Genomic DNA, 22,663 nt, shown 5'->3' on the forward strand with positions numbered 1-22,663 from the left:
GCCGAACGCGCCGAGGCCACCCTTTCGGAGGCCGAAACCGCCCGCGCCGAGGTGCAGAGCCGCGAAACCGGCGCCCGCGCCGCACGCTCCGAGGCCGAAGGCGAGGCCGGCGCCCTGCGCGCCGAGGTCAATGCCCTGGCCCGCATGGTCGAGCGCGAAACCAGCGCGGGCACGCAGTTGCTCGACAGGCTCAAGGTCGCGCGCGGCTATGAGGCGGCGCTTGGCGCGGCACTGGCCGATGATCTGCGCGCGCCCGAAATCGGCGCCGAGGCCCCCTCGGGCTGGGTCACGCTGCCACCCTATGAGGCCGGTGCCGCCGCGCCTTTGCCCGAAGGGGTCACACCCATCACCGCCCATGTGGAGGCCCCGCCGGTGCTGGCGCGCAGGCTGGGGCAGATCGGGCTGGTGGACAGCACCGAGGCGGGCGCGCAGCTTCAGGCCGGGCTGGGCCCCGGTCAGCAGCTTGTCACCCGCGCGGGCGATCTGTGGCGCTGGGACGGGTTCCGCGCCGCAGCCGAGGATGTGCCCAGCACCGCGGCCCTGCGTCTGCAGCAGCTCAACCGTCTGGTCGAGCTCAAGCGCGACCTGGAGGAGGCCAGCGCGCGGGCCGAGGGCGCCACGGCCGCGCATGAAAGCCTGCGCGCGCGGCTGTCCGAGCTGGCACAGGCCGAGGCGATGGCCCGCGACGCCCGCCGCGACGCCGACCGCAACGTGATCGAGGCCGGGCGCGCCCTGTCGCGCGCGGAAAGCGAGCGCGCGCGCGCAGCCTCGGCGCTGGAGCAGGCGCAGGCTGGCGAAGAACGCTTTCGCGCCGAGGCCGAAGCCGCCGAGGCCCGGCGCAGCGAGGCCGAGAAAGCGCTGGCCGAACTGGGCGATCTGGAGGCCGCGCGCGCAGCCGCCGATGCCCGGCGCACCCGCGTCGAGGAGGCCCGCGGCGCCATGATGACCCGCCGCGCCGCCCATGACAGCCTGCGCCGCGAGGGCGAGGCCCGGCTGCGCCGCGCGCAGGAGATCACCAAGGAACTGAGCGGCTGGCGCCACCGGCTGAGCACCGCCGAAACCCGCATCCGCGAATTGTCCGAGCGCCGCGACGCTGCCGAGGCCGAACTGGCCGAAGCCCGCGCCCGCCCCGGCGAGATCGCCGAACGCAGCGCCCGACTGGCCGAGGCCATATCCAGCGCCGAGGCCCGCCGCGCCCGCGCCGCCGACGCGCTGGCCGCTGCCGAGACTGCCCTGCGTCAGGCCGCCGAGGCCGAGCGCAGCGCCGAGCGCGCCGCCGGCGAGGCCCGCGAGGCCCGTGCCCGCGCCGATACCCGGCTGGAGGCCGAGCGCGAGACCCTCGCCCGCGCCGAGACCCAGATAAGGGAAGACGCCGGCTGCACGCCCGAGGCCCTGCTCGAGCGCCTCGCGCGCGACCCGGCCGAGATGCCCGATGTGGACAGCGCCGAGATCGAGGTCGCCCGCCTGCGCCGGGCGCGCGAGGCCCTGGGCGCGGTGAACCTGCGCGCCGAGGAGGACGCCCGCGAGGTGCAGTCCGAACATGACACCCTGGCCGCCGAGAAGGCCGATCTTGAGGCCGCCATCGCCCGGCTGCGCGCGGGCATCAGCGCGCTCAACCGCGAGGGGCGCGAGCGTCTGCTCACCGCCTTTGAGCAGGTGAACACCAATTTCGGGATGCTGTTCACGCATCTTTTCGGCGGCGGCGAGGCGCGGCTGGTGATGGTGGAATCGGATGACCCGCTGGATGCCGGGCTTGAAATCATGTGCCAGCCGCCGGGCAAGAAGCTCTCGACGCTGTCGCTGCTCTCGGGCGGAGAGCAGACGCTCACGGCGCTGGCACTTATCTTCGCGGTGTTCCTGGCCAACCCCGCGCCGATCTGCGTGCTCGACGAGGTGGACGCGCCGCTTGACGATGCCAATGTGGCGCGGTTCTGCGACCTGCTCGACGAGATGACGCGGCGCACCGAAACGCGGTTCCTCATCATCACCCACAACGCCATATCCATGAGCCGGATGGACAGGCTGTTCGGGGTAACGATGGGCGAACAGGGGGTCAGCCAGCTTGTCAGCGTGGACCTCAAGCGCGCCGAGGCGCTGGTGGCCTGAACGCGGGGCCCGCGCGGCCAGCCTGTGCCGTGCCGCCTGTCGCAATGCGGTTACATTTCATCGGGCAGAAAGGTATCAACGAACCAACGCCGCGCCATGCCTGCAACCCTGCGTGGCCCCGTGGCGAAAGGAGCCTGCCCGATGGAGTTGCGCGACGCCGCCCTTCTGATCCGCGATCTGCCCGAGCCGCTGCTGGTGGTGGGCCAGGATCACGCGATACGGGCCACCAACCGCGCCGCCGAAGAAATGCTGGGCAGCGGGCTTGTCGGCCAGTCGGCCTTTGGCGCGATCCGCCAGCCCGAGGCGGTGAGCGCGCTGGAACAGGGGCTGCGCGCGGCAGGCAAGCGCGGGGACGACAAGCGCACGGACGGAAGCCCGCGCACCAGCGAGGCGCGCTTTGTCCAGACCACCGCGGGCGCCGCGATCACCTTCCGCATGGTGGTTGTGCCGCTTGCCCCCGAAACCGGCCTCGACGGTGTGATGATCAGCTTTCACGACATCAGCCATGTCGAGGAGGCCGAGCAGATGCGCCGCGACTTCGTCGCCAATGTCAGCCACGAGTTGCGCTCGCCGCTCACGGCCCTTTCGGGGTTCATCGAAACCCTGCGCGGCCCCGCGCGCGGTGACCCGGCGGCAACCGACCGGTTTCTGGAAATCATGGCGCAGGAAAGCAGCCGCATGGGCCGGCTGGTGGCCGATCTGCTGACGCTGTCGCGCGTGGAGGTCAGCGAACGCATCCGCCCGCGCGACATGGTCTCGCCGGCCGATATTTTGCGCGCCACCATTGCCGCCCTGCGCCCGCAGATCGAGGAGGCCAGCCTGCGGCTGGATTTCACGCCGGGGGATGAATCGCTCAGGGTTCTGGGCGACCGTGACCAGTTGGTCCAGGTGTTCCGCAACCTGCTGGAGAACGCGCTGAAATACGGCGCCTCGGGCGGAGTGGTCAGGCTGACCATGCGCAGGCACGCGCGGATGCCCGGCTTCAGTGGCCCGGTCGTGGCCATCGAGGTGGCCGACGAAGGCCCCGGCATCGACCCGCTGCACATCCCCCGGCTGACCGAGCGCTTCTATCGTGTCGACACCCACCGCTCGCGCGAGAAGGGCGGCACCGGGCTGGGGCTGGCGATCGTCAAGCATATCGTCAACCGCCATCGCGGCCGCCTGACGATCCAGAGCACGCCGGGCAAGGGCAGCACGTTTACCGTATTGTTGCCCGCCGCGCCCTGAATGGGCACCGCGCTCAGGGGGCCATCAGGGCGTGCCACATGCCGGGGCGCCAGTCATTCGTGGCCGGGTCAATGATGCCGAACCCCGCGCGATACGCCCAATAGCACCAAGGGATTCCCTGGGCCTCGGCCGCGCGGCGCACGGTTTCCACCCAGGCCGCACGCTGGGCGTCGGGCGCGGCCTCGGTCACGCCGAACTCGCCCAGAAAGACCGGTGCATCGACCGCGGCGGCGCGCGCCATGTCCTGCCGAACCTGCGCCGTTTCCCCGGCGGTGCCCCATTGGGCGGCGGGCATATCCGCGTCAAGCCAGTCGGCAAGCTGATGGGTGAAGGCGAACGGGTCGTAATAGTGAAAGGTCAGCGCCGTGCGGTTGTCGGGCACCGGCAGCGAAAGCATCTGGCCCAGGCTGTTCATCTCGCCGCCGCCGATGATGATCCAGCGGTCGGGGTGGCGCGCGCGGATGATCGGGATCACCCGCTGATAAAGCGCCAACGCCCGCGGCGTGGTCAGCGCATCGCGCGGCTCGTTGAGCAGCTCGAAGGCCAGCGCGCCGTCATGCCCCTCGAAATGTTCGGCAAGCTCGCGCCAGATCGCCACGAAGACATCCTCGTAGGTATCCGGGTCAAGCATCAGCCGGTCGAAATGGTGCAGATCGAGGATCACCTGAAACCCCCGCGCCCGCGCCTGCGCGATCACCTCGTCGACGCGCGCCAGCAAGGCCGGGTCGATCCGGCCCTGCCAGCCGGCATCGAAGCGCACCGGCAGGCGCAGGCTGCGAAAGCCGGCCGCGGCCAGCCAGTCGAAATCGGCCTCGGAAATCGGCGCGCCCCAGGCCCCCTCGTAGGGCGCATCGAGCGCGTTCCCCAGATTGATGCAGGGCGTTTGGGGAAACGCCGATGCCATGCCCACCGACCAGATCATGCAAACCCCTGTCATCGCGCCGGCAAAGGCGGCTTTGCCCCAGACTGTCATGCCGCGCACCGCCATGTGCACCGCCTGCCAAAGCCCTAGCATAACACGACCCGAAAAGAGGCCCGAGGGCGGCGCATGCCTGGGCGGGCGCCTGTGCCTGACGGCGCCACCGGCGCGGCGCCGAGGCAAACGATCTACGTTATAATATGTTGCGGCGGCTGAAGCGCCTGCCGGGGGGCAGGCAGGCGCTGCCCGGCGTTGCCGCCGGGCGGGCCATCTGGATAGGTTCTGTGTCATGCAGAGGTCATTGGCAGGCTGTGTACATGGCAATCACGAAGATCCGGCCGCATGTCCATATGCCGGCGATGTCTTGCCCGGGGGGATAGGTTCATCCTGTGTCTTTCCATTGCAAGCAACTGATTCACAGTATAGTTTCGCCAGCACGGCAATGGCCAGAGCGGCAAGGCACCCCTGCGTGCGGCGGCTGGGTCAAGGTGGGGGAGGCTGGCATGGTGGATTTCCCGCAAGACACGTCCGAACACCTTCGGCAGCTCAAGCTGTCGGAAGGCGGGTTCGACCGACTTGTCCAGGACCCGGAGCTTGACGCACTCTGCACTGAGGCGAAAGAGCTTTTCGGCGTCGAAAGCGTGGCAATCACCTTGCTGACCCGCGACAAGCAGCTCTTTCCCGCCCGCGCGGGCACCGAGATCGAATGCACGCCTCGAAATATGGCCTTTTGCAAACACACGATCATGCGGGATGCAGTGTTCGTGGTAAAGGATGCGCATCTCGACCCGCGCTTTCGCGACATCCCGCTGACCACCGGGGGGCCGCATATCCGTTTCTATGCCGGGGCGCCATTGATCTATCAGGAAGGCATCCGCCTGGGCGCCTTCTGCCTGATGGACAGCGCGCCGAGGGATTTCTCGCTGGGCGATGAGGCGGAACTGATGGATTTCGCCGAACGCGCGATCAGCATCATGCTGGAAAGTCTGGACAAAACGGCCCGATGACCCTGCGCAGCGCACTTCTGGCAATTCTGTCCGCCTTCGGCCTGGCGCTGCTCGCGTTTCTCAGCATGCAAAGCTGGAACGCCTATATCGCCTATGACACGGCGCAGCGGGCGCATGCGCTCGACGATACGCGCCACGCCCTGCTCATGGCGGTGCTGACCCTGCGCGACGACCGGCTGCGCCTGGCGGCCGATACAATCGGGCTGGACCGCCCACCGACCCGGCGCCCGCAACCCGGCGCGCCCATCGAAGATGCATTGCGCCACATCGACGAGGCGCGCGTCCTGCTGCCCGGCGCAAAACTGGCCGACAGCACATATTACGACACGGAACTTGGCCGGGAACACGACACGCTCAACGCCTTGCGGGGGGCGACAAACCACACGGCAGGGCGGGCGGAACTCTCGCTACAGATCGAAGCCAGCGCCGCAAGGCTGCTCGAGCTGCGCATGACGATGCTCGAGGAAAGGGGGATCAACGATCTTTCCCTCGCGCTGCTGCATCTGCTGCGCAACTACGCGCTGCATACCAACCACCGGCTGACCGAGAACGCGCTGAATCTGCTGCCTTATGTGAAAGGGGAAGAGACCCCCCCGGAGGAGGTTTTTCACCACCACATGCTGAGGCTTGCCGCCCAGATCGGGGGCATGACCAACCTGCTGGGCGAGGTGTTCGTGTTTTTCCAGTCGCCCTCGGTCGCTCAGGCAACAGAGCTGTCTGCGTTCATACGGGACATCTATGCTCCGGCGGAAACGGCACTTGTGGCCGCGCTGATGGAAGGAAACGCGGACGACATCGAGGGCGCCTTCGAAAGCTGGCTGGAACGCAAGCAAACGGCGGATGCCCACGTTTTCGCCCTGTTCGAGGAAATTTACACTGCCTCGCAGAGCCGTCTGGAAGGGCTGCACCGTGACGCGCTGAACGCGTTGCGGACCTGGCTCGCGCTTTCGGTCCTTGCCATAGCCATTTTCCTCGGCTCAGCCGCGATGATCTGGCTCCTCATTGCGCTGCCGATGGAACGTATCCGCGAAAGCATGTTGCAACTGGCCGAGGGCGACCTGACCCGCACTCCCACCCGCCACGAAGTGATGAGCGACCTGCGGCAGATGAGCGACGCGCTGCGCGTCTTTCGCATCAACGCGGTGCGGCGCGAGCGTCTGCAGCGCGAGCGTCTGGCCCTGCACGCGCGTATCGCCGAGGCCCATGCCGAGTTGCGCTCCGATCTCGAGGCGGCGGCGGTGGTGCAGCGCTCGCAATTGCCCGCGCCCGGCATCGTGGGGGCGTATCGCTTCACCTCGCTTTACCGCCCCTCGACGATGCTGGCGGGGGATACCTATGATTTCATGCCGCTGCCGGGCGGCGGGGCGCGGCTGTTCCAGATCGACGTGGCCGGGCACGGGGCAGCGGCCAGCCTGGTTTCGGTGGCTGCGCATGTCGCGCTCAAACGCGCGCTCGAGCACCTCCCCCCCGGCGGCGACCTGGCCGGGGCGTTGGAAACCATAAATGCCAACTGGCCCGAGGAACTGACCTATTTCACCGTTCTGGTGATCGAACTGACACCCGAGACCGAGAGCGGACGCTTGGTGCAGGCGGGCCACCCCTACCCCGCGGTGCTGCGCCGCGACGGCGCGTTGACGCGGCTTGGCGAAGGGGGTTTGCCGGTCGGGGTGCTCAAACACGCGGATTACAAGGAAATCCGCTTTGATTTCGCCGCCGGCGACCGGCTTCTGGTTTTCACCGATGGCATCTATGAGGCCACCGACCCCGACAAGCGCATCTTCGGCGAAGACCGCCTCGCCGGTTTGCTGAAGGCATATGCCGGCCAGGACACCGAAACGCTTGTCGCGCGGATCGATGCAAGCTTGCAAGAATGGTCCGGATCGGATCACATGGATGACGATATCAGTCTCGTGGTTGCCGAAAGGGTATGACAGGGCATGGACGTTCTAGACTTGCATCAGGAGGGGGTTCTGGTTCTCGAGATTCGCGAGCCCCGGCTGGAGGCGCGCAACGCCCCAGAATTCCGCGCACTCCTGGTGCAGCGGATCGAACAGGGCGACGAGCTTATCGTGCTCGACATGGCGCAGATCGAGTTCATCGACAGCTCGGCGCTTGGCGCGCTGATCGGCGCGATCAAGAAGATGGGGCCGCTGGGCAGCATCGCCATCGCCCGGATCAGCCCGACCCTGGAACGGCTGCTGAAACTTACACGCATGGACAAGGTCTTTCCCATTCACTCGACGGTGGAAGAAGCCGTGGAAAAGCTGAAAGCCTGACGCGATGAGCAACAATTCTCCGGCCGTTTTCCGCATGGTCCGCGATCTGGCCGCGATTGCGCCTGTGGCCATATCGGCCAATCGCCTGGCAAAACAGCACATCGGGCCGGATGCGGCGGCCGATGTCGAGCTTGCGCTTGTCGAGGCGCTGACCAACGCAGTCAAGCACGGCCAGGTTCACGGCCGCTGCGCGCCCGACATCGTCATCTCGATCGAAATTCTCGATGACAGGATGGTTGTCGATATCTCGGACAAGACGCCGCCAATTCCCGAAGAGCTGTTGCAGGACCTGGGCGAACACCGGCTGGAATTCGATCCGGAAGACCCCGAAACGCTGATGGAAAGCGGGCGCGGCCTGTCGTTGATCGTGCTGTCGATGGATGACGTGACGCTGCACACCTCAGACGACGAGTTCACCCTGCGTATGACCAAGATACTGCGCTGAGGGGCGGCCCTGCCTCAGAAGGTGTTGATCGAGATCCCCAGAAACGTCTTCCCCGCGCGGAAGCGGTGCCCGAGCCGCAGGCGCACGGGCGAATCCCCCAGCCGGACGGAAACCCCGAGCGTGCGTTCGTGAAAACCGTCATTGTCACCCTGCAGGCTGGCAAAACCGGCTAGGCCCGTCTCCCAGTGCGAGAACTCGGCCAGCACCAGATACTCGCGCTTTATGCTGTTCAGGTCCGCCAGTCCGAAAAAGCTGCCCCAGGAGGTTGGGCGGAAATGTTCAAGCGTTGCGCGCACCCCCAGGTCGCGCTGCCGCCCCCTGGCCTGCCGAAACGATGGCCCCAGCCGGATGGTTGTGCCCTGACCCAGTTGCGGCACCGGCCAGCCCCGGCTGAGAAACAGGCTGACGGCCTGCCCGTCCTGCCACTCCGACCAGCCCAGCGCCACCCCGTAGCTGCCGCGCTGGATACTGGCCACGGCCGAACTGCCGCGCGCGGCATAATCGAACTGGTAGAATTCGCCATCGGCACGGACCGGGCCGGAAACCGCGATGGCCGCCGCGACGGCACAAAGGCAAACTCCAACCCGGATGCGGATGCCTGAAATTACCTGCATGTCCTGCCCGTTCCTGCGTTTCTTCTTTCAGGTCGCGCGACACATGATGCGCGCAGCGCCCGGCCTTCGCAGTGTCACAAAAAAACCCGCTTGCGAAAGTGCGTGCACCGGCGCGCATCACGGCGCTTGCCTGCCTGTTGGCGGGCAGGATACCAGATATGAAAAGAATGTTAACGCCGCATGGAGAACCGGCGGGCATCGGGCAAGGTCACAGGTTCGGCGGCACAAGATCGCGGCCGCAACCCTGACAGGCCACGACCCTGAACAAAGAGCATCGAGCATAGCGTGACCGACAGAAGTACTCCTCCGCACCCCGCGGGAACCCGCTTTCAAAGGCAGGAGCCTTGGGAACACAATGCCCACGGCCCGCTGCATCTGGCCGTGTGGCAGTTTCTTGCGGCCAGCAGCCTGTTTTTCGGCGCCTGGTATCTCTGGTGGCGCTGGACCGAGTCGCTCAACTGGTCGGCTGCGTGGTTCTCGCTGCCGCTGGTGATCGCCGAAACCGCGGCCTTCATCGGGCTGATCCTGTTTACCGTCAACCTGTGGTCGCCGCGTTCGCCCCGCCGCCCGGAACTGCCTCGGACGGTCGGCGATACGGTCAGCGAACTCGTCGGCCCCGACCGGCCGATCATCGTCGATGTGTTCTTCGCCACCTACACCGAAGACCCCGAACTGGTGCGGCTGGGCGTGCAGGATGCCAAGCGGATGGAATATCCTCATCCGATCGAGCTGCAAATCCATGTTCTCGATGACGGGCGCCGCCCCGAGATGGCGCGCGTCGCCGAAGAGGAAGGCGTGAACTACATCACCCGGTCCGACAATGTGGGCTACAAGGCAGGCAACCTGCGCAACGCGATGTATGAAACGGGCGGCGATTTCATCGTGATCTGCGATGCCGACACCCAGCCCTTCCCCAACATGCTGACCGAGACGCTGGGCTATTTCCGCGACCCGCAGGTAGCCTGGGTGCAAACCCCGCAATGGTTCTGGGATGTGCCGCCCGGCGTGCCACTCGAAGCGCGGCTGCGCCGCCGCTTTGGCGCGCCCGGCGGCTGGGTCGGGCGGCAGGTCGAGCGGGTTGTCGGGCCGATGAACAAGGGCGAAGACCCGTTCGCAAACGACCCGCAGCTTTTCTACGATTTCATCCAGCACCGGCGGAACTGGGCCAATGCCTCGTTTTGCTGCGGCGCGGCCTCGGTCCACCGGCGCGAGGCGCTGATGGAGGCCGCGATCCGCTCATGGGCGGCGCGGATCGACGAGTTGACCCATGAGGAAGAGCGCGACGCCGCCCGCCTGACCGGCGAATTCGCCATGTTCGAGGCCGTGCGCGACAGCGCCCGGATGAACCGCGCCCGCGAGCTGGATTTCACCCCGTTCAAGCTGCATGTCTCGGAAGACATCTACACCTCGATCGTGCTGCACAGCGATCGTGAGCGCGGCTGGAAATCGGTGCTTCACCCCAAGGTCGTGTCGCGCATGATGTCGCCAAACGACCTGCTGAGCTGGACCATCCAGCGCTACAAATACGCGGGCGGCACGCTGGACATTATGCGTAACGACAACCCGCTGTTCCGGCGCGGGCTGACGCTGCCGCAGAAGCTCATGTATGCCATGACCTTCTATTCCTATCTGTCGCCCTTGTGGAACATCGTCTTTCTCTGTGCGCCGATCGTCTTTCTGTTTACCGGGATCGCGCCGGTGGCGACCTATTCGCTTGAGTTCTTCCTGCATATCGTGCCCTTCCTGCTGCTCAACGAATTTGCGCAGCTTTGCGGGCTGTGGGGCAGTTCGGCAATGCGGGGGCGGCGCTGGTACATGGCGATGTTCCCGCTCACGCTGAATGCGCTCTGGGCGGTGCTGCGGGGGCGGCGCATCTCGTTCCCCGTCACCCCGAAGGACCGGGCCGAAGGGCGCTATCTGCGGCTCGTGCGCTGGCAGCTTCTGTTCATCGTGGTCAACATGATCGCGCTGGTCTGGGGCTGGACGGCCTTTTTACAGGGCACGCCGGGCTATTCGCTGGGGGCGATCATCGCCAACACGCTGTGGAGCGGAAACAACATCCTTTCGCTGATGGTGATCGTGCGCGCCGCGCTCTGGACACCGGACCCGGAACATGACCTGCCTGTAATGGAGGGCTATCGCCATGAGGCTGCGTGAATCCCTGGCCCTGGCGCGGGGCCAGATCGCCTGGATCCTTGCGCTGGTCGTCTCGACCGGCATCATCATCCAGCTTGAGCGCGTCGATTTCCAAGGCCGGCTTTCGCTGCTCGAACGCAACCCGCTGGCCGGGATGGAGGCGGGCACCGGCGATGCCGCGCTTGAAAGCGCGCGCGCCGCCTATGCCCAAAGCCCGGATGACCCGCTGCCCCAGGCGCAGATGCTCACGGCGCTGACCCTGGCCGCGCTGAGCGACGGGCCGGACGCTCTGCGGGTCGAAGCGCGCGCGGTCCTGGCCGCGGTCAGCCCCGACAGCGACAATACCGTGCTCAACGCGGCGATTGCGCTGGCCGAAACAGCCTTCGCCACCCGTTGAGTGATTGCTGGACCGTTGCAGCGCGGTTCCGATCTAACGGAAGCGAAATTGCGCTATGAGACCTCGGCACAATGCGCAATCCGGGCACGATCCCGCCCGCCCGGCATCCCCGGCGTATCCGGCGTTGCTCAGGGCTCTGTGCATGACATACCAACACGGCGGCCCGGAAAAGCATCCGGGCGCCCTGTCCGGACGCCCGTGTCACAAGCTGGAAACTGCGTGTTTTGAAAGCGGCGCGCGCCTCAAGCGCGGTAGATGGCGCGTGCTCGCTGCCGCCAGTTGGGCCGGTCGCCGTTCGGCCGCAAACCCACGCTGGGGTGCGACGGCAGTGGCACATGCGGGCGCAGCGGAACCGGGCGCGAAACGCTGTCGCACGTCCAGTCCTCGGGCAGGCCGCCGGGGCGGCTCTGCCCCCCCTGCCGCGCGGCCCTGTACCAGGCGGCATGACGCGCGCCGGAATCGAGCATCGGTCCGGACGCAAGCGGTGCAGGCCGCATACCCATGACGGAAAGCCGGATGGCGACCGCCGCCAGAAAGGCCGCAACCCCGACCACCGAATAGACGGCCAGCCCCAGCAGAATGCCGAACCCGGCCAGAAGGCTGAGGATAAACCCTGCAAGCCCACCCAGCGCGCCCAGCAGCAGCAGCCCGGCCAAGGGCTGCGCGGCTTCGACCGGCGCGCCATGCATATCCGCCGCGAAATGCGCGGTCGTCGCGGCCTCTTCGAAACTGTCACGGTGATAGAGATTCATCTCTCCACCCCCTGCTGGACGGGACACCTGCCCCTGATTTCGCCAGAACGGGCCAGCCAACCCGGCGACACCCGCATCATTAAACTGTCAGCAAGAGTTAAGGCAGGATCGTGGCACAGTAATGGCGAAGCTGTGCAAGTTTGTGAAAAGAATGTAACAAGTTGCCCTGAAGCCGTGTGAAAACACCCGCTTACGGTCACATCGGCGCATATGGTGACACCCGAAAGACACACCGCCGGCGCGTCAGCCCAGCTTCGTGCGCAGGTGCCGTAGCAACTCAGCCCTGCGGTAGGGCTTTCTCACAAAGCCGAAATCCGCGGCCTCGCCCGTCACATCATCAAGCACCGAACCGGCATAACCGGAAGTGCAGAGCACCGCGATATCAGGGCGCAGGGCACGCACCGCCCGGGCCAGTTCCAGCCCGTTCATTTCGCCGGGCATGACGATATCGGTGAACAGCAGGTCGAACTCGGACCCCGCCTCGACCACCGAAAGCGCGCTGCTTGGGTCAGCTTCGGCATGGACCGCGTAGCCCATGCCTTCAAGCAGGCCCCTGGCGTGATCGCGCACCAAGTCGTCATCTTCCACAAGCAGGATGCGGGCCGGTCCCTCCGCCGAACTGCGCCTTTGGGAAAGCGCGGTCTGCGCGGTGTCGTCACCTGCCTGGGGAACAAGCTTCTGCATGGTCGCTCCAACCCCTTCCTGCATATTCCTCATAAATCCGCACTGTCCCCGTCGGGTCGTGCCAGGCCCCTGCCCGCTTCTTTGTCAGGCAGGTGGGGCAGGCGGAGAACATGTGACACGGGTGTCCGGCCCATGCCGATATCGTCATGTACAATCGAAATCATGCCGTGGCGTTCAGGCTGGCATCGCTCTCCCAATCTGCGACGTTTCTGTCAATACTCTTGTTGCGTGGCGCCTGACAAGAAGGACGGGCTTGCAGCTTCGCATCACGCAGATCGTCAGCGGCCCGACGACAAAACATGTTGCGCATTTGCGCAGAGGCGTGATCCTTGCGCATAACGGACATGGCCCGCCCTCGGCACGAGGATGCACAACCAAGAATTGTGTGCGATGATCGGGCAAAGGCCAGTCAACGGCCGGAAGTGTCGTGCAAAACATGAGGGTTTCGAGAATTCGGATGGATCTTCTGCAATCGCCCTTCTTTGAGATGCACCCCGACCCGATGTGGATCTTCGACGAGGATTCGCTCGAGATTCTCGCCGCAAATACTGCCGCGGCCGAGGTTTTCGGCCATGACCGCGCAGAACTGACGCAGATGACCATCGCCGATCTGCGCCCGCCCGAGGATGTGCCCAACCTGCGCACGCGACTTGCCGAGGCGGGCGAAGGGCGCACATCGGCGGGAATATGGCGGCTGCGCCACAGCGACGGCCATTTCCTGCACATGGACATCACCTGGCACCTGTTCCCCTGGCAGGGCCGCCGGACGCGGCTTGCCGCGCTGCGCGATGTCAGCGAAATGGTGCGCACGCGCGAGGAAAACCGCCGCCTGCTCAAGCGTGAGCGTAACCTGCGGGCCGAGGCCGAGGATGCCGCCGCGCTGTTCGAAGGGCTGTTTCGCGCCGTGCCGGGGAAATTCCTGGTACTCAGCGCGGGGCGGCACGAGATCGTCGCCGCAAGCGACGAATACTTGCGCACCGTGACAGCCCGGCGCGAAGACATTCGCGGCCGCGCGCTATTCGATGCCTTTCCCCCCAGCGCCGGAACGGACACAGAAGAAGCAGTGAGGCAGTTGAAGGCATCTTTCGCACAGGTCGAGCGCAGCGGAAAGCCCGACACCCCCAGCGCCTTCCGCTATCCGCTCCTGCGCAAGACCGAAACGGGGCAGGTGTTCGACGATCGATACTGGAGCATCGTCAACGCGCCGCTTCTCAATGCGCGCGGCGAAGCCGCCTATATCATCGTCCGGATCGAGGATGTCACCGGCGTCGTGGCCACGCTGCTTGCCGGCGGGCACAGCCTTGAAACGGCGCTTGCCAGTGTCACCGGCACCAACCGTTCGGGCATCGAGCTCATGCTGCGCTCGGCGGAACTGAGCGCCGCCAACCGCCGCCTGCGGCAGTATGAAGCAGGCTTTCGCACTGCGCAGCGGCTGTTGCGCATCGGGATATGGTCGCTCAATCTGGAGACCCGCGAAATCAGCTGGAGCGGTAATGTCTTCGACATGATCGGCTGGTCCGACAGCGACAGGCGGCCGGGCCTGCGCGCGCTGGCACGGCTGATCCACCCGGACGACCGGGCCGAGACCTTCCAGCGGCTCAGGGCCGTGCTTTCGCCCGATGCGCCACGGCATTTCGAGATCTGCACACGCATCAGGCGCCCCGACGGCAGCACGGCCCACCTGCACGCGGTGGCCGAACTGGTCGAATCCGACAGCCACCGCGCGCTGACCGGCGTCGTGCAGGATGTGACTGACATCCACGCCGCGCGCGCCGAGCGCGACGCGCTGGACCGCCGGGTTGTCGAAACGCTGGAAAGCATAAGCGACTCGTTCTTCACGCTCGATCGCTCCTGGCGTTTCACCTATCTCAATTCCCAGGCCGAACGGATCCTCGGGCGCCCGCGCGAGGAACTGCTCGGCAGGAACTTCTGGGAAGAATTCCCCGAAGCCGCGCAAACCTCGTTCTACACCGAGTATCTGCGCGCCGTGGCGGGCGGCAGCACAACCCGCTTTGTCGAGTATTTCACCCCGCCGGGGCTGTGGTTGATGATCAGCGCCTATCCCTCGCCCGAGGGGCTGGCCGTCTATTTCCGCGACATCACGCAGGAACGCGCCGACCAGCAGCAACTGCGCCTGCTGGAAACCGCGGCATCGCGCATGAAGGATGCCCTGGTCATCACCGAGGCCCCCGCCGCCGGGCGCGGCGGCAGCGCGAGCATCGTCTATGTCAATGACGCGTTCGAGACGACCACCGGCTACAGCCGGAAAGAGGCCATGCGCAGCTCGACCGGCAAACTGGGAGGGGCGGCCCTGGCCGAGGTGCTCGCCACGCGCAACGCGCCGTTTCAGGGCGAACGGATCACCCGCACCAGGGACGGTCGCGAAACATGGCTGGATATCCGCAGCGTTCCGATCGCCGATGAAAGCGGCCGGCTGACGCACCAGGTTTCGGTGCTGCGCGACGTGACCGAGCGCAAGGAGGCCGAAGCCGCGCTGCGCATGAACGAGGAACGCTTCCGCCTGCTGGCCAGCGCCGCGCGTGACGTGGTGTGGGACTGGGATGTCCTCACCGGCAGGATCTGGTGGAACGAAGCCATGGAGAAGGTGTTCGGCCATGATCCGGAGGTTTTCTCCGCCGATGCCCGGGCCTGGCTCGAACTGGTGCATCCCGACGATTTCGAGCGTGTCAGCGCCGAGCTGACAGCCCTGACCGAACACGGGGGGCGGGAGTGGTCTTCGGATTTCCGTTTTGCCAATGCCAGCGGCGATTTTGTCCATGCCCATGGCCGCGCCTTCGTCATCCGGGGCGAGGGCGGCGCCGTGATCCGCTTGCTGGGCAGCCTGACCGACATCACCGAAAGGCGCATCGCCGAGGCCCGCAAGCAGCAGTCGCAGAAGCTCGAGGCGATCGGCCAGCTTACCGGCGGCGTGGCGCATGACTTCAACAACCTGCTGACCATTATCCTGGGCAACTCCGAACTGCTGATCGAACGGCTCGAGAAGATGGGCGAAGACCAGTTGCGGCAACTGGCCTCCGTGACCGAGGGCGCCGCGCAGCGCGGGGCCGAGCTGACCGGCCGCCTTCTGGCGTTTTCGCGCCAGCAGCCACTTGCGCCGCAGCCGGTCGATCTGAACGGGCTGGTGGCTGCGACTGACGGAATGCTGCGCCGCACGCTGACCGAGGATATCGAGATCGAACTCGCCCGCGAGGCGGATCTCTGGATCACCGAGCTTGACCCGGGGCAGTTCGAGATCGCGCTGCTCAACCTTGCCATCAACGCCCGCGACGCCATGCCCGAGGGCGGCAAGCTGACCATCGAGACCGCGAATGTGCAGATCGACTGCGCGCAAGCCGGCTCCGGCGACGGCATGAAACCGGGCAGCTATGTCTGCCTGACCGTATCCGACACGGGCTGCGGCATGGCCGCCAATGTGGTCGAGCGCGCCTTCGAGCCCTTCTTCACCACCAAGCAGGACGGCAAGGGCAGCGGCCTGGGGCTGAGCATGGTCTACGGTTTCGTCAAGCAATCGGGCGGGCATGTGCGCATCTATTCGGAACCGGGCGAAGGCACCGCCTTCAGGCTGTACTTCCCGCGGATGCGGACCCCGCGCAAGGATACCCCCGTACAGCCGGCGCCGCACAGCGTTCGCGGCGGGAACGAGCGGCTGCTCGTCGTCGAGGATGATCCGCTGGTGCGCGACCATGTGCTGGGCCTGCTCACCGGCCTGGGCTATGATGTGACCGGCGCCTCAAGCGGCCCCGAGGCGCTCGAGATCCTCGAAGAGGGGCGCGCGTTCGATCTTCTGTTCACCGATGTGGTGATGCCCGGCGGCCTGAACGGGCCGCAACTGGCCGAGGCCGCGCGCCAACAAAGGCCGGAGCTGCGGGTGCTCTACATGTCGGGCTATACCGAAAACGCCATCACCCATCAGGGCCGCCTGCCGCCGGGCGTGCAATTGCTGACCAAACCCTTCCGCAAACAGGATCTTGCCGAAAAACTGCGCGAGGTACTCGACGGCTAAGCGCCGGAAAGCGAATAAATGTTGATCTTTCCGGTAGGGAAGCGTGAAAATGAAATCACCTCCCGCCGCAGGTGACAAAGATGCAGGGCCACGACTTCACCCCCTACAAGATAGCTGCGATCTACCTTTTCGCGGGGGTCTCCTACATACTGGTTTCCGACTGGCTGGTGGTCGGCAGTGCCACGGCCGGATGGCGGCCCGGGCTGGACACGGCCAAGGGCGTGGGGTTTGTCGTGGTGTCGGCCGCGCTCATCGCGTGGCTGGTGCGGCGCGAGTTACAGCGCCGCGAGGACGTGATCAAGGCCGCCGGCGCCGCCCAGCGGCTCGAGGCGCTGGGCAGGCTCACCGCCGGGGTCGCGCATGATTTCAACAACCTGCTCACCGTAGTGATCAACAGTGCCGAACTGCTGCATGACGGGCTCGACGACCGCCCCGACCAGCAGCGCCATGCCGGGGCCATCCTGGGCGCGGGCGAGCGCGCCGCCCGGCTGGTCGAGAACCTGCTGGTCTTTGCCCGGCAGCACCCCGTGCATCCGCAGCGTTTTGACGCGAACGAACGGATCGAGGCGCTTGAGCCGCTGATGGCCCAGGCGTTGGGAAAACATATCCTGCTTTCGCTCGACCTCGGCGGCAAGGGCCCGTTCGAAGTGCTCACCGATCCAGTGCAGTTCGACTCGACGCTGCTGAACCTGACCGTCAACGCACGCGACGCGATGCCCGAAGGCGGCCAGTTGCGCATCGAGAGCAAGCGCCTGCATCTGAACGGATCGCAGGCCGCACCACTCCAGGCCGCACCGGGCGACTACCTGGCGATCAGCGTCGCGGACCAGGGCGAAGGCATGACCGATGAAGTCATGCAGCGCGCCTTCGAGCCATTCTTCACAACCAAGGGGCCGGATCGCGGCACCGGGCTGGGGCTGAGCACGATCTTCGGCTATATGCGCGACGCCCGGGGCGCGGTCGCGCTGCACTCGACCCCAGGCAAGGGCACGCGGGTCACGCTGTATTTTCCGCTGGCCGCGCCCGCGGCATAGCTCGGGCAAGGCAGGGAAGCCGGCGCTCAGCGCACGAAACTGTAGCCCACCCCATGCACCGTGCGGATGAAACTGCCGCCGCCATCGGGCGTGCCCAGCTTGCGGCGCAGCCGGCTGACCAGCCCGTCAACGGCACGGTCATAGCTTTCCCAGTCGCGCCCCTTGATCGCGTTCATGATCTGGTCACGGGTCAGCACCTGGCCGCGCCGGCCAAGCAGCGCCACCAGCAGGTCGAATTCGGCGGTGGTCAGGGCAATCTCGCCGCCGTCGGGCGCACGAAGCTGACGGGCCGCGAGGCGCAGCGCGAAGCCGTCAAACGCGTAATCAGGCTCCGCATCATTGCCGCCGCCCGGCTGCATCGCGGTCGCTTCGCCGCCCGCTGCCTTCGCGGCGGGCTGCTGGCGGGCAATCCGCCGGTGCAGCGCATTGACGCGCGAGCACAGCTCGCGGATGCGGAACGGTTTGGTGATATAATCATCCGCCCCGATCTCGAGGCCGAGCACATGATCCATCTCGCCCGAGCGCCCGGTCAGCATGATGATGCCCTTGTCAGTGATGCGCCGCAGATCCTTGAGCAGGTTGAACCCGTTGCCGTCGGGCAGCGAGACATCGATCATGTAGATATCCGGGTCATGCTCGCCATCGAGCGCGCGAAACTGCGCCGCCGTCTCGGCGGTGAACACATCATAGCCTTCCGCCGCAAGCGCGATCTGCAGGATATTCCGAATATCGGATTCGTCATCGACGACAAGAATTACCGGTTTCATAGACGCCGTTACCCATGGATAATTCCTCAAGGATAGGCGCTTGAACACGATGCGTCCACCGCCGATCACATCTGCGCGTCCGCCTCTTCACTGTGAAGGAAATATCCTCGGGGGAATTGCCCCGCGCAGGCGGGGCAATGGGGGCGGAAAGCCCCCAAAAAACGGGTGCACCCGGTGTGACGGGGCCGCCTTTCACCGGTTCCCCGGCATCAGCAGAGCCCCGCCCAGACCGCTCCGTGCGCCCGCCGGGGCGTTTACCTTCCCTCCCGCAGCCGCTAAACACGAGCGCTGTGAACAGGGGCTGCGTTTTCCGGAAGGCCGAGAGCGATGCAACATGACGAATACCGGGCCGTACCCGCCCCCAGCCGCCCGGATAAGGTGAAGGGGCTGAAAAACAGCGAGGACCGGCTGGCCCGGAGCCTCACCGAGCTGATGAACCGCATGGCCGCCGAGGGCTGGCAATACCTGCGCGCCGACACCCTGCCCTGCCAGGAGCGCCGCGGTCTGTTCGGCCGCCGCGAGACGAAGCATCACACCTTGCTGATCTTCCGCCGTGCGGCCGGCACGGCCGTGCAGGCGCCGGCAGGCGATTTACAGGCAGGCGCCGATATTGCGCAGGTGGCGACACCGCAAGGCCCCGCGCCCCGGCACGCCGCGGATGCCGGCGCACCGCCGCTGAGCCGCGCGCCCGCCACAGGGCCAGCCACGGAGCCGGCCACGGGGCCAGCCGTGCCCGACGCAGAACCGCAGCCGCGTGCCCCTGTCCTGCGCGCCGAAAAAGGCCCAGCGCCGGTGGCGGGACGGCGGCTTTTCGGCACGACCGGGCTTGGCAACCGCCGCACCGGCGGCCCGCAGGACGGCAACTGAGCCGCGCCCGGCCAAGCCCATCGCGCCCTGCCGACTGGTTGCGCGACGCAGGCGCGGCGGCCAGGTCAGCCGCTGGCGGTGATGGCCAGCGCATGGATACGCCCGACCAGTTCGCGCCCCAGCGCGGCGTGAACGGCGCGGTGGCGCTCGATCCGGCTCATGTCGCCCAGGGCCCCGGCGCGGATGGTCACGTTGAAATGCGTCTGCCCGCCTTCACGCCAGCCGGCATGGCCTCGATGGGACTCGCTATCATCGACCACCTGCAGCTCGCGCGGGGCGAAAGCGGCCTCCAGCCGAGCACGAATTTCCTCGGTCACGTTCATTTTTACTGTCAACCCCCTTCATTGCCTCGTCAAAAACTCTAAACTCACGCCTCCGAGTCGGAAAGGGTCGCAAAGGTATCTCAGATGTCCAAGGGTTCGCCGTTCGATTTCGACATCCGCGTCAGCTCCGACAAGAAGCGGCGCACACGCGGCCGCCGGGGCATGTCCGGCGCCTTCGAGACATCGACCCGGCAATGCGACCATCCCGGCTGCACCGAACGCGGCCAGTACCGCGCCCCGAAATCGCCCGACCAGCTGGATGAATATTTCTGGTTCTGCAAGATCCATGTGCGCGAATACAATCTGAAATGGAATTTCTTCGCCGGCCAGAACGAAGATGAGATTCTGGAAACCCAGGAACACGAGCGCGTCTGGGGCCGGGCCACCAAACCCTTTGGCGGCAAGGGCGACGAAAGCCGCGCCTGGGCCAGGCTGGGGATCGAGGACCCGCACGAGTTGCTGGGCGACAAGGCCACGCGCAACCCCGGCAAGGCCACCACCGGCACCCGCCGCCTGCCCCCGACCGAGCGCCGCGCGCTCGAGATCCTGGATGCGCGCGATCACTGGAGCCGCACCGAGATCCGCAAGCAGTACAAGAGCCTTGTAAAAGATCTGCACCCGGATATGCAGGGCGGCAGCCGCGCCGACGAAGAGCGCCTTCAGGAGGTCGTCTGGGCCTGGGACCAGATCAAGGACAGCCGCAGCTTCCGCGACTGACCGCAGCAGCAGAAAGGAATGCCGATGGCGATCGGAACGCTCGACAGTGTGGTCATGCCGATCCACCGCGAAGGGTATCGCTTCATCGCGATTTTCGGGATCGTCACCCTGGGGCTTTACCTGCTCTGGACCCCGCTGGGCTGGATTGGGCTGGGGCTGACCGTCTGGTGCTATTACTTTTTCCGCGATCCGGTGCGGGTGACACCGCAGCGCGCGGGGCTGATGGTCAGCCCGGCCGACGGGGTGGTGTCGGCCATCCAGCCGGTGACACCGCCGGTAGAACTGGGCCTCGGCGAGGCCCCGCTCACGCGCATCAGCATCTTCATGGATGTGTTCAACTGCCATGTGAACCGCAGCCCCGTGGAGGCCGAAGTGGCGCGCGTGGCCTACCGCCCGGGCCGTTTCGTCAACGCCTCGCTCGACAAGGCCAGCGAACATAACGAACGCAACGGGCTGACGCTCAGGCTGCCCGACGGGCGGCAGATCGGGGTGGTGCAGATCGCCGGGCTGGTGGCGCGGCGCATCCTGTGCGACGTGGTCGAGGGCCAGTCGCTGCGCACGGGCGAGCGTTTCGGCATGATCCGTTTCGGCTCGCGGCTCGATGTCTATCTGCCCGAGGGCGTCGCGCCGCTGGTGATCGAGGGGCAGAAGATGATCGCGGGTGAAACGGTGCTGGCCGATCTGGTTTCGGACGAACCCGCGCGCGAAGGGCTGGCCGACTGAATGGCACGCAAGAGCCCCTTTCGGCGGGATCGCCGCAAGCTGCCCGTTCATCTGCTGATTCCGAATCTCGTCACGATCCTGGGACTCTGCGCGGGCCTGACGGCAATCCGCTTCACCTTTGACGACCGTTTCGAACTGGCCGCGGCGTTGATCATCTTCGCGGCGGTGATCGACGGGCTTGACGGGCTGATCGCGCGGCGGCTCAAGGCGACATCGAACTTCGGCGCCGAGCTCGACTCATTTTCCGATTTTGTCTGCTTCGGGGTCGCGCCGGGGATCCTGGCCTATCGCTTTGCCATGGGCGATGTGCAGGGGGCGGGCTGGGTTTTCGTGCTGGTCTTCATCATTTGCTGCTGCCTGCGGCTGGCGCGGTTCAACCTCAATCGCGACCGCCCCCTGCCCGATGGCATACGCCCGCATTTCGTGGGCGTGCCGGCACCGGCCGGCGCGATGCTGGCGATGCTGCCGCTGTTCATCAGCTTTTCCGGGTTGATCGACACGCAGCGGCTGGGGCTGCCCGTGGCGCTTTACGTGGGTTTCGTGGGGCTGATGATGGTCAGCCGAATGCCCACGATTTCCCCCAAGGCGCTGCGCATCCGCCGCGACCAGACGCGCTGGGTGCTGGTGGGCATGGCCATCGTGGCCGGGCTGGTCTTGACCCAGGTCTGGCTGCTGATGATGTTTGCCGTGCTGGTCTACCTGGCGACACTGGTACATGGCGCGGTGCAGATGCTGTTGCGCCGCAGGAGCCACAAGGGGCTTGCCGCGCAGGAAGAGCCTGGCACGGCCAGCAAGGAACAGAACGGGGAGTAAGATGGAAATCGACGCGGTAAACCGCTCATACAAGCGCTGGGCACCGGTCTATGATCGCACTTTCGGCGCAATCACCGGGGCCGGACGGCGGCGCGCGGTGCAGTACATCAACACGCGCGAAGGCGCGGTGCTTGAGGTCGGCGTGGGCACTGGCCTGTCGCTGGGCGACTATCAGCCGCACCTGAAGGTCAGCGGCGTCGATATTTCTGACGATATGCTCGCCAAGGCCCGCGCAAAGGTCGAACGGCTGGGGCTGAGCCATGTCGACACGCTTGCGGTGATGGACGCGCGGGTGCTGGAATTTCCCGACGCCAGTTTCGACACCGTGGTGGGGATGTATCTGGTTTCGGTGGTGCCGGAGCCGGAAAAGGTGGTCGCCGAAATGGCGCGCGTGTGCAAACCCGGCGGCGAGGTGCTGATCGTCAACCATTTCGCGCGCGAGAAGGGAATGCTTTCGGTGCTTGAGCGGACCTTCGCGCCGATGGCCAACCTGCTGGGCTGGCACTCCGACTTCCCGCGCGAGCGGATCATGGGCGTGCCCGAGCTGAAGCTTGAGGAAACAATGAATTTCCCGCCCTTCGGGATGTTCAGCTTCCTGCGCTTCAGGAAGGCGGGGTAGGCGCGCGGGCGGCGCCCGGCGCGACAACCGGCTCAAGTGCCTCCGGATCAGAGCTTTACCTGTAACCGAAGACCCCTGCATAACCCGGCCTGAGAAGCGCCCCGAGGGCAGCGCCTGCCTGGGTAGGCGCTCATGCCTGACGGCGCCACTGGCGCGGCGCTCAAGAAACTGTCTACGTTCCAAGATGTGAAGCGTCTGAAGCGCCTGCCGGGA

The 22,663-nt window shown here is 66.2% G+C and carries 21 protein-coding genes; 15 read left to right on the forward strand and 6 right to left on the reverse strand.

What is annotated here, in order from left to right; genetic code table 11:
* Both DQ229_RS01700 and DQ229_RS01705 read left to right on the forward strand, forming a co-directional pair.
* Positions 1-2,106 (forward strand): coiled-coil domain-containing protein (locus DQ229_RS01700; protein ID WP_476561123.1); only part of this gene is annotated, 2,106 nt, incomplete at its 5' end.
* A gap of 141 nt (positions 2,107-2,247) precedes the next feature.
* On the forward strand, positions 2,248-3,333 hold the full coding sequence (locus DQ229_RS01705; protein ID WP_114964552.1) for a sensor histidine kinase: 1,086 nt from the start codon (positions 2,248-2,250) through the stop codon (positions 3,331-3,333).
* Positions 3,334-3,346: 13 nt separating this feature from the next.
* Here DQ229_RS01705 and DQ229_RS01710 read toward each other — a convergent pair whose 3' ends face one another.
* On the reverse strand, positions 3,347-4,348 hold the full coding sequence (locus tag DQ229_RS01710) for a glycoside hydrolase family 5 protein (RefSeq protein WP_162300718.1): 1,002 nt from the start codon (positions 4,346-4,348) through the stop codon (positions 3,347-3,349).
* Positions 4,349-4,755: 407 nt separating this feature from the next.
* Here DQ229_RS01710 and DQ229_RS01715 point away from each other — a divergent pair, with 407 nt between their 5' ends.
* Genes DQ229_RS01715 through DQ229_RS01730 form a run of 4 tightly spaced genes read left to right on the forward strand, consistent with a single transcriptional unit; the run spans position 4,756 to position 7,980 of the window.
* A complete protein-coding gene (locus tag DQ229_RS01715; protein ID WP_114964554.1) occupies positions 4,756-5,259 on the forward strand; it encodes a GAF domain-containing protein in 504 nt (167 codons plus the stop codon).
* Positions 5,256-7,190, forward strand: coding sequence for a PP2C family protein-serine/threonine phosphatase (locus tag DQ229_RS01720; protein ID WP_114964555.1), 1,935 nt, complete (start codon positions 5,256-5,258; stop codon positions 7,188-7,190). Before DQ229_RS01715 ends, DQ229_RS01720 begins: the two co-directional genes overlap by 4 nt.
* A 6-nt stretch (positions 7,191-7,196) precedes the next feature.
* Positions 7,197-7,535 (forward strand): STAS domain-containing protein, encoded by a 339-nt coding sequence (locus DQ229_RS01725; protein ID WP_114964556.1) that lies wholly within the window; start codon positions 7,197-7,199, stop codon positions 7,533-7,535.
* A gap of 4 nt (positions 7,536-7,539) precedes the next feature.
* The gene (locus DQ229_RS01730; protein WP_114964557.1) at positions 7,540-7,980 is read left to right on the forward strand and encodes an ATP-binding protein; all 441 of its coding nucleotides are present in this window, start codon (positions 7,540-7,542) and stop codon (positions 7,978-7,980) included.
* 14 nt (positions 7,981-7,994) lie between these two features.
* Here DQ229_RS01730 and DQ229_RS01735 read toward each other — a convergent pair whose 3' ends face one another.
* Positions 7,995-8,594, reverse strand: coding sequence for a hypothetical protein (locus tag DQ229_RS01735; RefSeq protein WP_114964558.1), 600 nt, complete (start codon positions 8,592-8,594; stop codon positions 7,995-7,997).
* A gap of 381 nt (positions 8,595-8,975) precedes the next feature.
* On the opposite strand from DQ229_RS01735, the gene DQ229_RS01740 reads away from it, so the two are divergent.
* Together DQ229_RS01740 and DQ229_RS01745 are read left to right on the forward strand one after the other, a co-directional pair.
* A complete protein-coding gene (locus DQ229_RS01740; RefSeq protein WP_162300719.1) occupies positions 8,976-10,751 on the forward strand; it encodes a glycosyltransferase family 2 protein in 1,776 nt (591 codons plus the stop codon).
* Positions 10,738-11,127, forward strand: coding sequence for a hypothetical protein (locus tag DQ229_RS01745; RefSeq protein ID WP_114964560.1), 390 nt, complete (start codon positions 10,738-10,740; stop codon positions 11,125-11,127). The genes DQ229_RS01740 and DQ229_RS01745 overlap by 14 nt, the downstream gene beginning before the upstream one ends.
* Before the next feature lie 242 nt (positions 11,128-11,369).
* On the opposite strand, the gene DQ229_RS01750 is transcribed toward DQ229_RS01745, so the two are convergent.
* Both DQ229_RS01750 and DQ229_RS01755 read right to left on the reverse strand, forming a co-directional pair.
* Positions 11,370-11,879, reverse strand: coding sequence for a hypothetical protein (locus DQ229_RS01750; protein ID WP_114964561.1), 510 nt, complete (start codon positions 11,877-11,879; stop codon positions 11,370-11,372).
* A 243-nt stretch (positions 11,880-12,122) separates the two neighbouring features.
* On the reverse strand, positions 12,123-12,563 hold the full coding sequence (locus tag DQ229_RS01755) for a response regulator (protein ID WP_162300720.1): 441 nt from the start codon (positions 12,561-12,563) through the stop codon (positions 12,123-12,125).
* A 457-nt stretch (positions 12,564-13,020) separates the two neighbouring features.
* Here DQ229_RS01755 and DQ229_RS01760 point away from each other — a divergent pair, with 457 nt between their 5' ends.
* Positions 13,021-16,587 (forward strand): hybrid sensor histidine kinase/response regulator, encoded by a 3,567-nt coding sequence (locus tag DQ229_RS01760; protein ID WP_162300721.1) that lies wholly within the window; start codon positions 13,021-13,023, stop codon positions 16,585-16,587.
* Positions 16,588-16,667: 80 nt separating this feature from the next.
* Positions 16,668-17,621 (forward strand): sensor histidine kinase, encoded by a 954-nt coding sequence (locus DQ229_RS01765; protein WP_114964564.1) that lies wholly within the window; start codon positions 16,668-16,670, stop codon positions 17,619-17,621.
* Positions 17,622-17,647: 26 nt separating this feature from the next.
* On the opposite strand, the gene DQ229_RS01770 is transcribed toward DQ229_RS01765, so the two are convergent.
* On the reverse strand, positions 17,648-18,388 hold the full coding sequence (locus tag DQ229_RS01770) for a response regulator transcription factor (protein ID WP_114964565.1): 741 nt from the start codon (positions 18,386-18,388) through the stop codon (positions 17,648-17,650).
* 327 nt (positions 18,389-18,715) lie between these two features.
* On the opposite strand from DQ229_RS01770, the gene DQ229_RS01775 reads away from it, so the two are divergent.
* Positions 18,716-19,255: a DUF4177 domain-containing protein gene (locus DQ229_RS01775; RefSeq protein ID WP_114964566.1), complete on the forward strand. Its 540-nt coding sequence runs from the start codon at positions 18,716-18,718 to the stop codon at positions 19,253-19,255.
* Positions 19,256-19,320: 65 nt separating this feature from the next.
* On the opposite strand, the gene DQ229_RS01780 is transcribed toward DQ229_RS01775, so the two are convergent.
* Complete coding sequence (locus DQ229_RS01780; protein ID WP_114964567.1) at positions 19,321-19,578, reverse strand: BolA family protein; 258 nt, start codon at positions 19,576-19,578, stop codon at positions 19,321-19,323.
* Positions 19,579-19,662: 84 nt separating this feature from the next.
* On the opposite strand from DQ229_RS01780, the gene DQ229_RS01785 reads away from it, so the two are divergent.
* The 4 genes from DQ229_RS01785 to DQ229_RS01800 are packed head-to-tail and all read left to right on the forward strand — an operon-like array spanning position 19,663 to position 22,450.
* On the forward strand, positions 19,663-20,295 hold the full coding sequence (locus DQ229_RS01785; RefSeq protein ID WP_114964568.1) for a J domain-containing protein: 633 nt from the start codon (positions 19,663-19,665) through the stop codon (positions 20,293-20,295).
* 24 nt (positions 20,296-20,319) lie between these two features.
* Positions 20,320-21,018 (forward strand): phosphatidylserine decarboxylase, encoded by a 699-nt coding sequence (locus DQ229_RS01790; protein WP_114964569.1) that lies wholly within the window; start codon positions 20,320-20,322, stop codon positions 21,016-21,018.
* Positions 21,019-21,831, forward strand: coding sequence for a CDP-diacylglycerol--serine O-phosphatidyltransferase (gene pssA, locus DQ229_RS01795; protein WP_114964570.1), 813 nt, complete (start codon positions 21,019-21,021; stop codon positions 21,829-21,831).
* Between the two features lies 1 nt (position 21,832).
* Complete coding sequence (locus DQ229_RS01800) at positions 21,833-22,450, forward strand: class I SAM-dependent methyltransferase (protein ID WP_114964571.1); 618 nt, start codon at positions 21,833-21,835, stop codon at positions 22,448-22,450.
* Positions 22,451-22,663: the final 213 nt, after the last annotated feature.

Source organism: Alkalilacustris brevis, assembly GCF_003350345.1.
Classification (GTDB): domain Bacteria; phylum Pseudomonadota; class Alphaproteobacteria; order Rhodobacterales; family Rhodobacteraceae; genus Alkalilacustris; species Alkalilacustris brevis.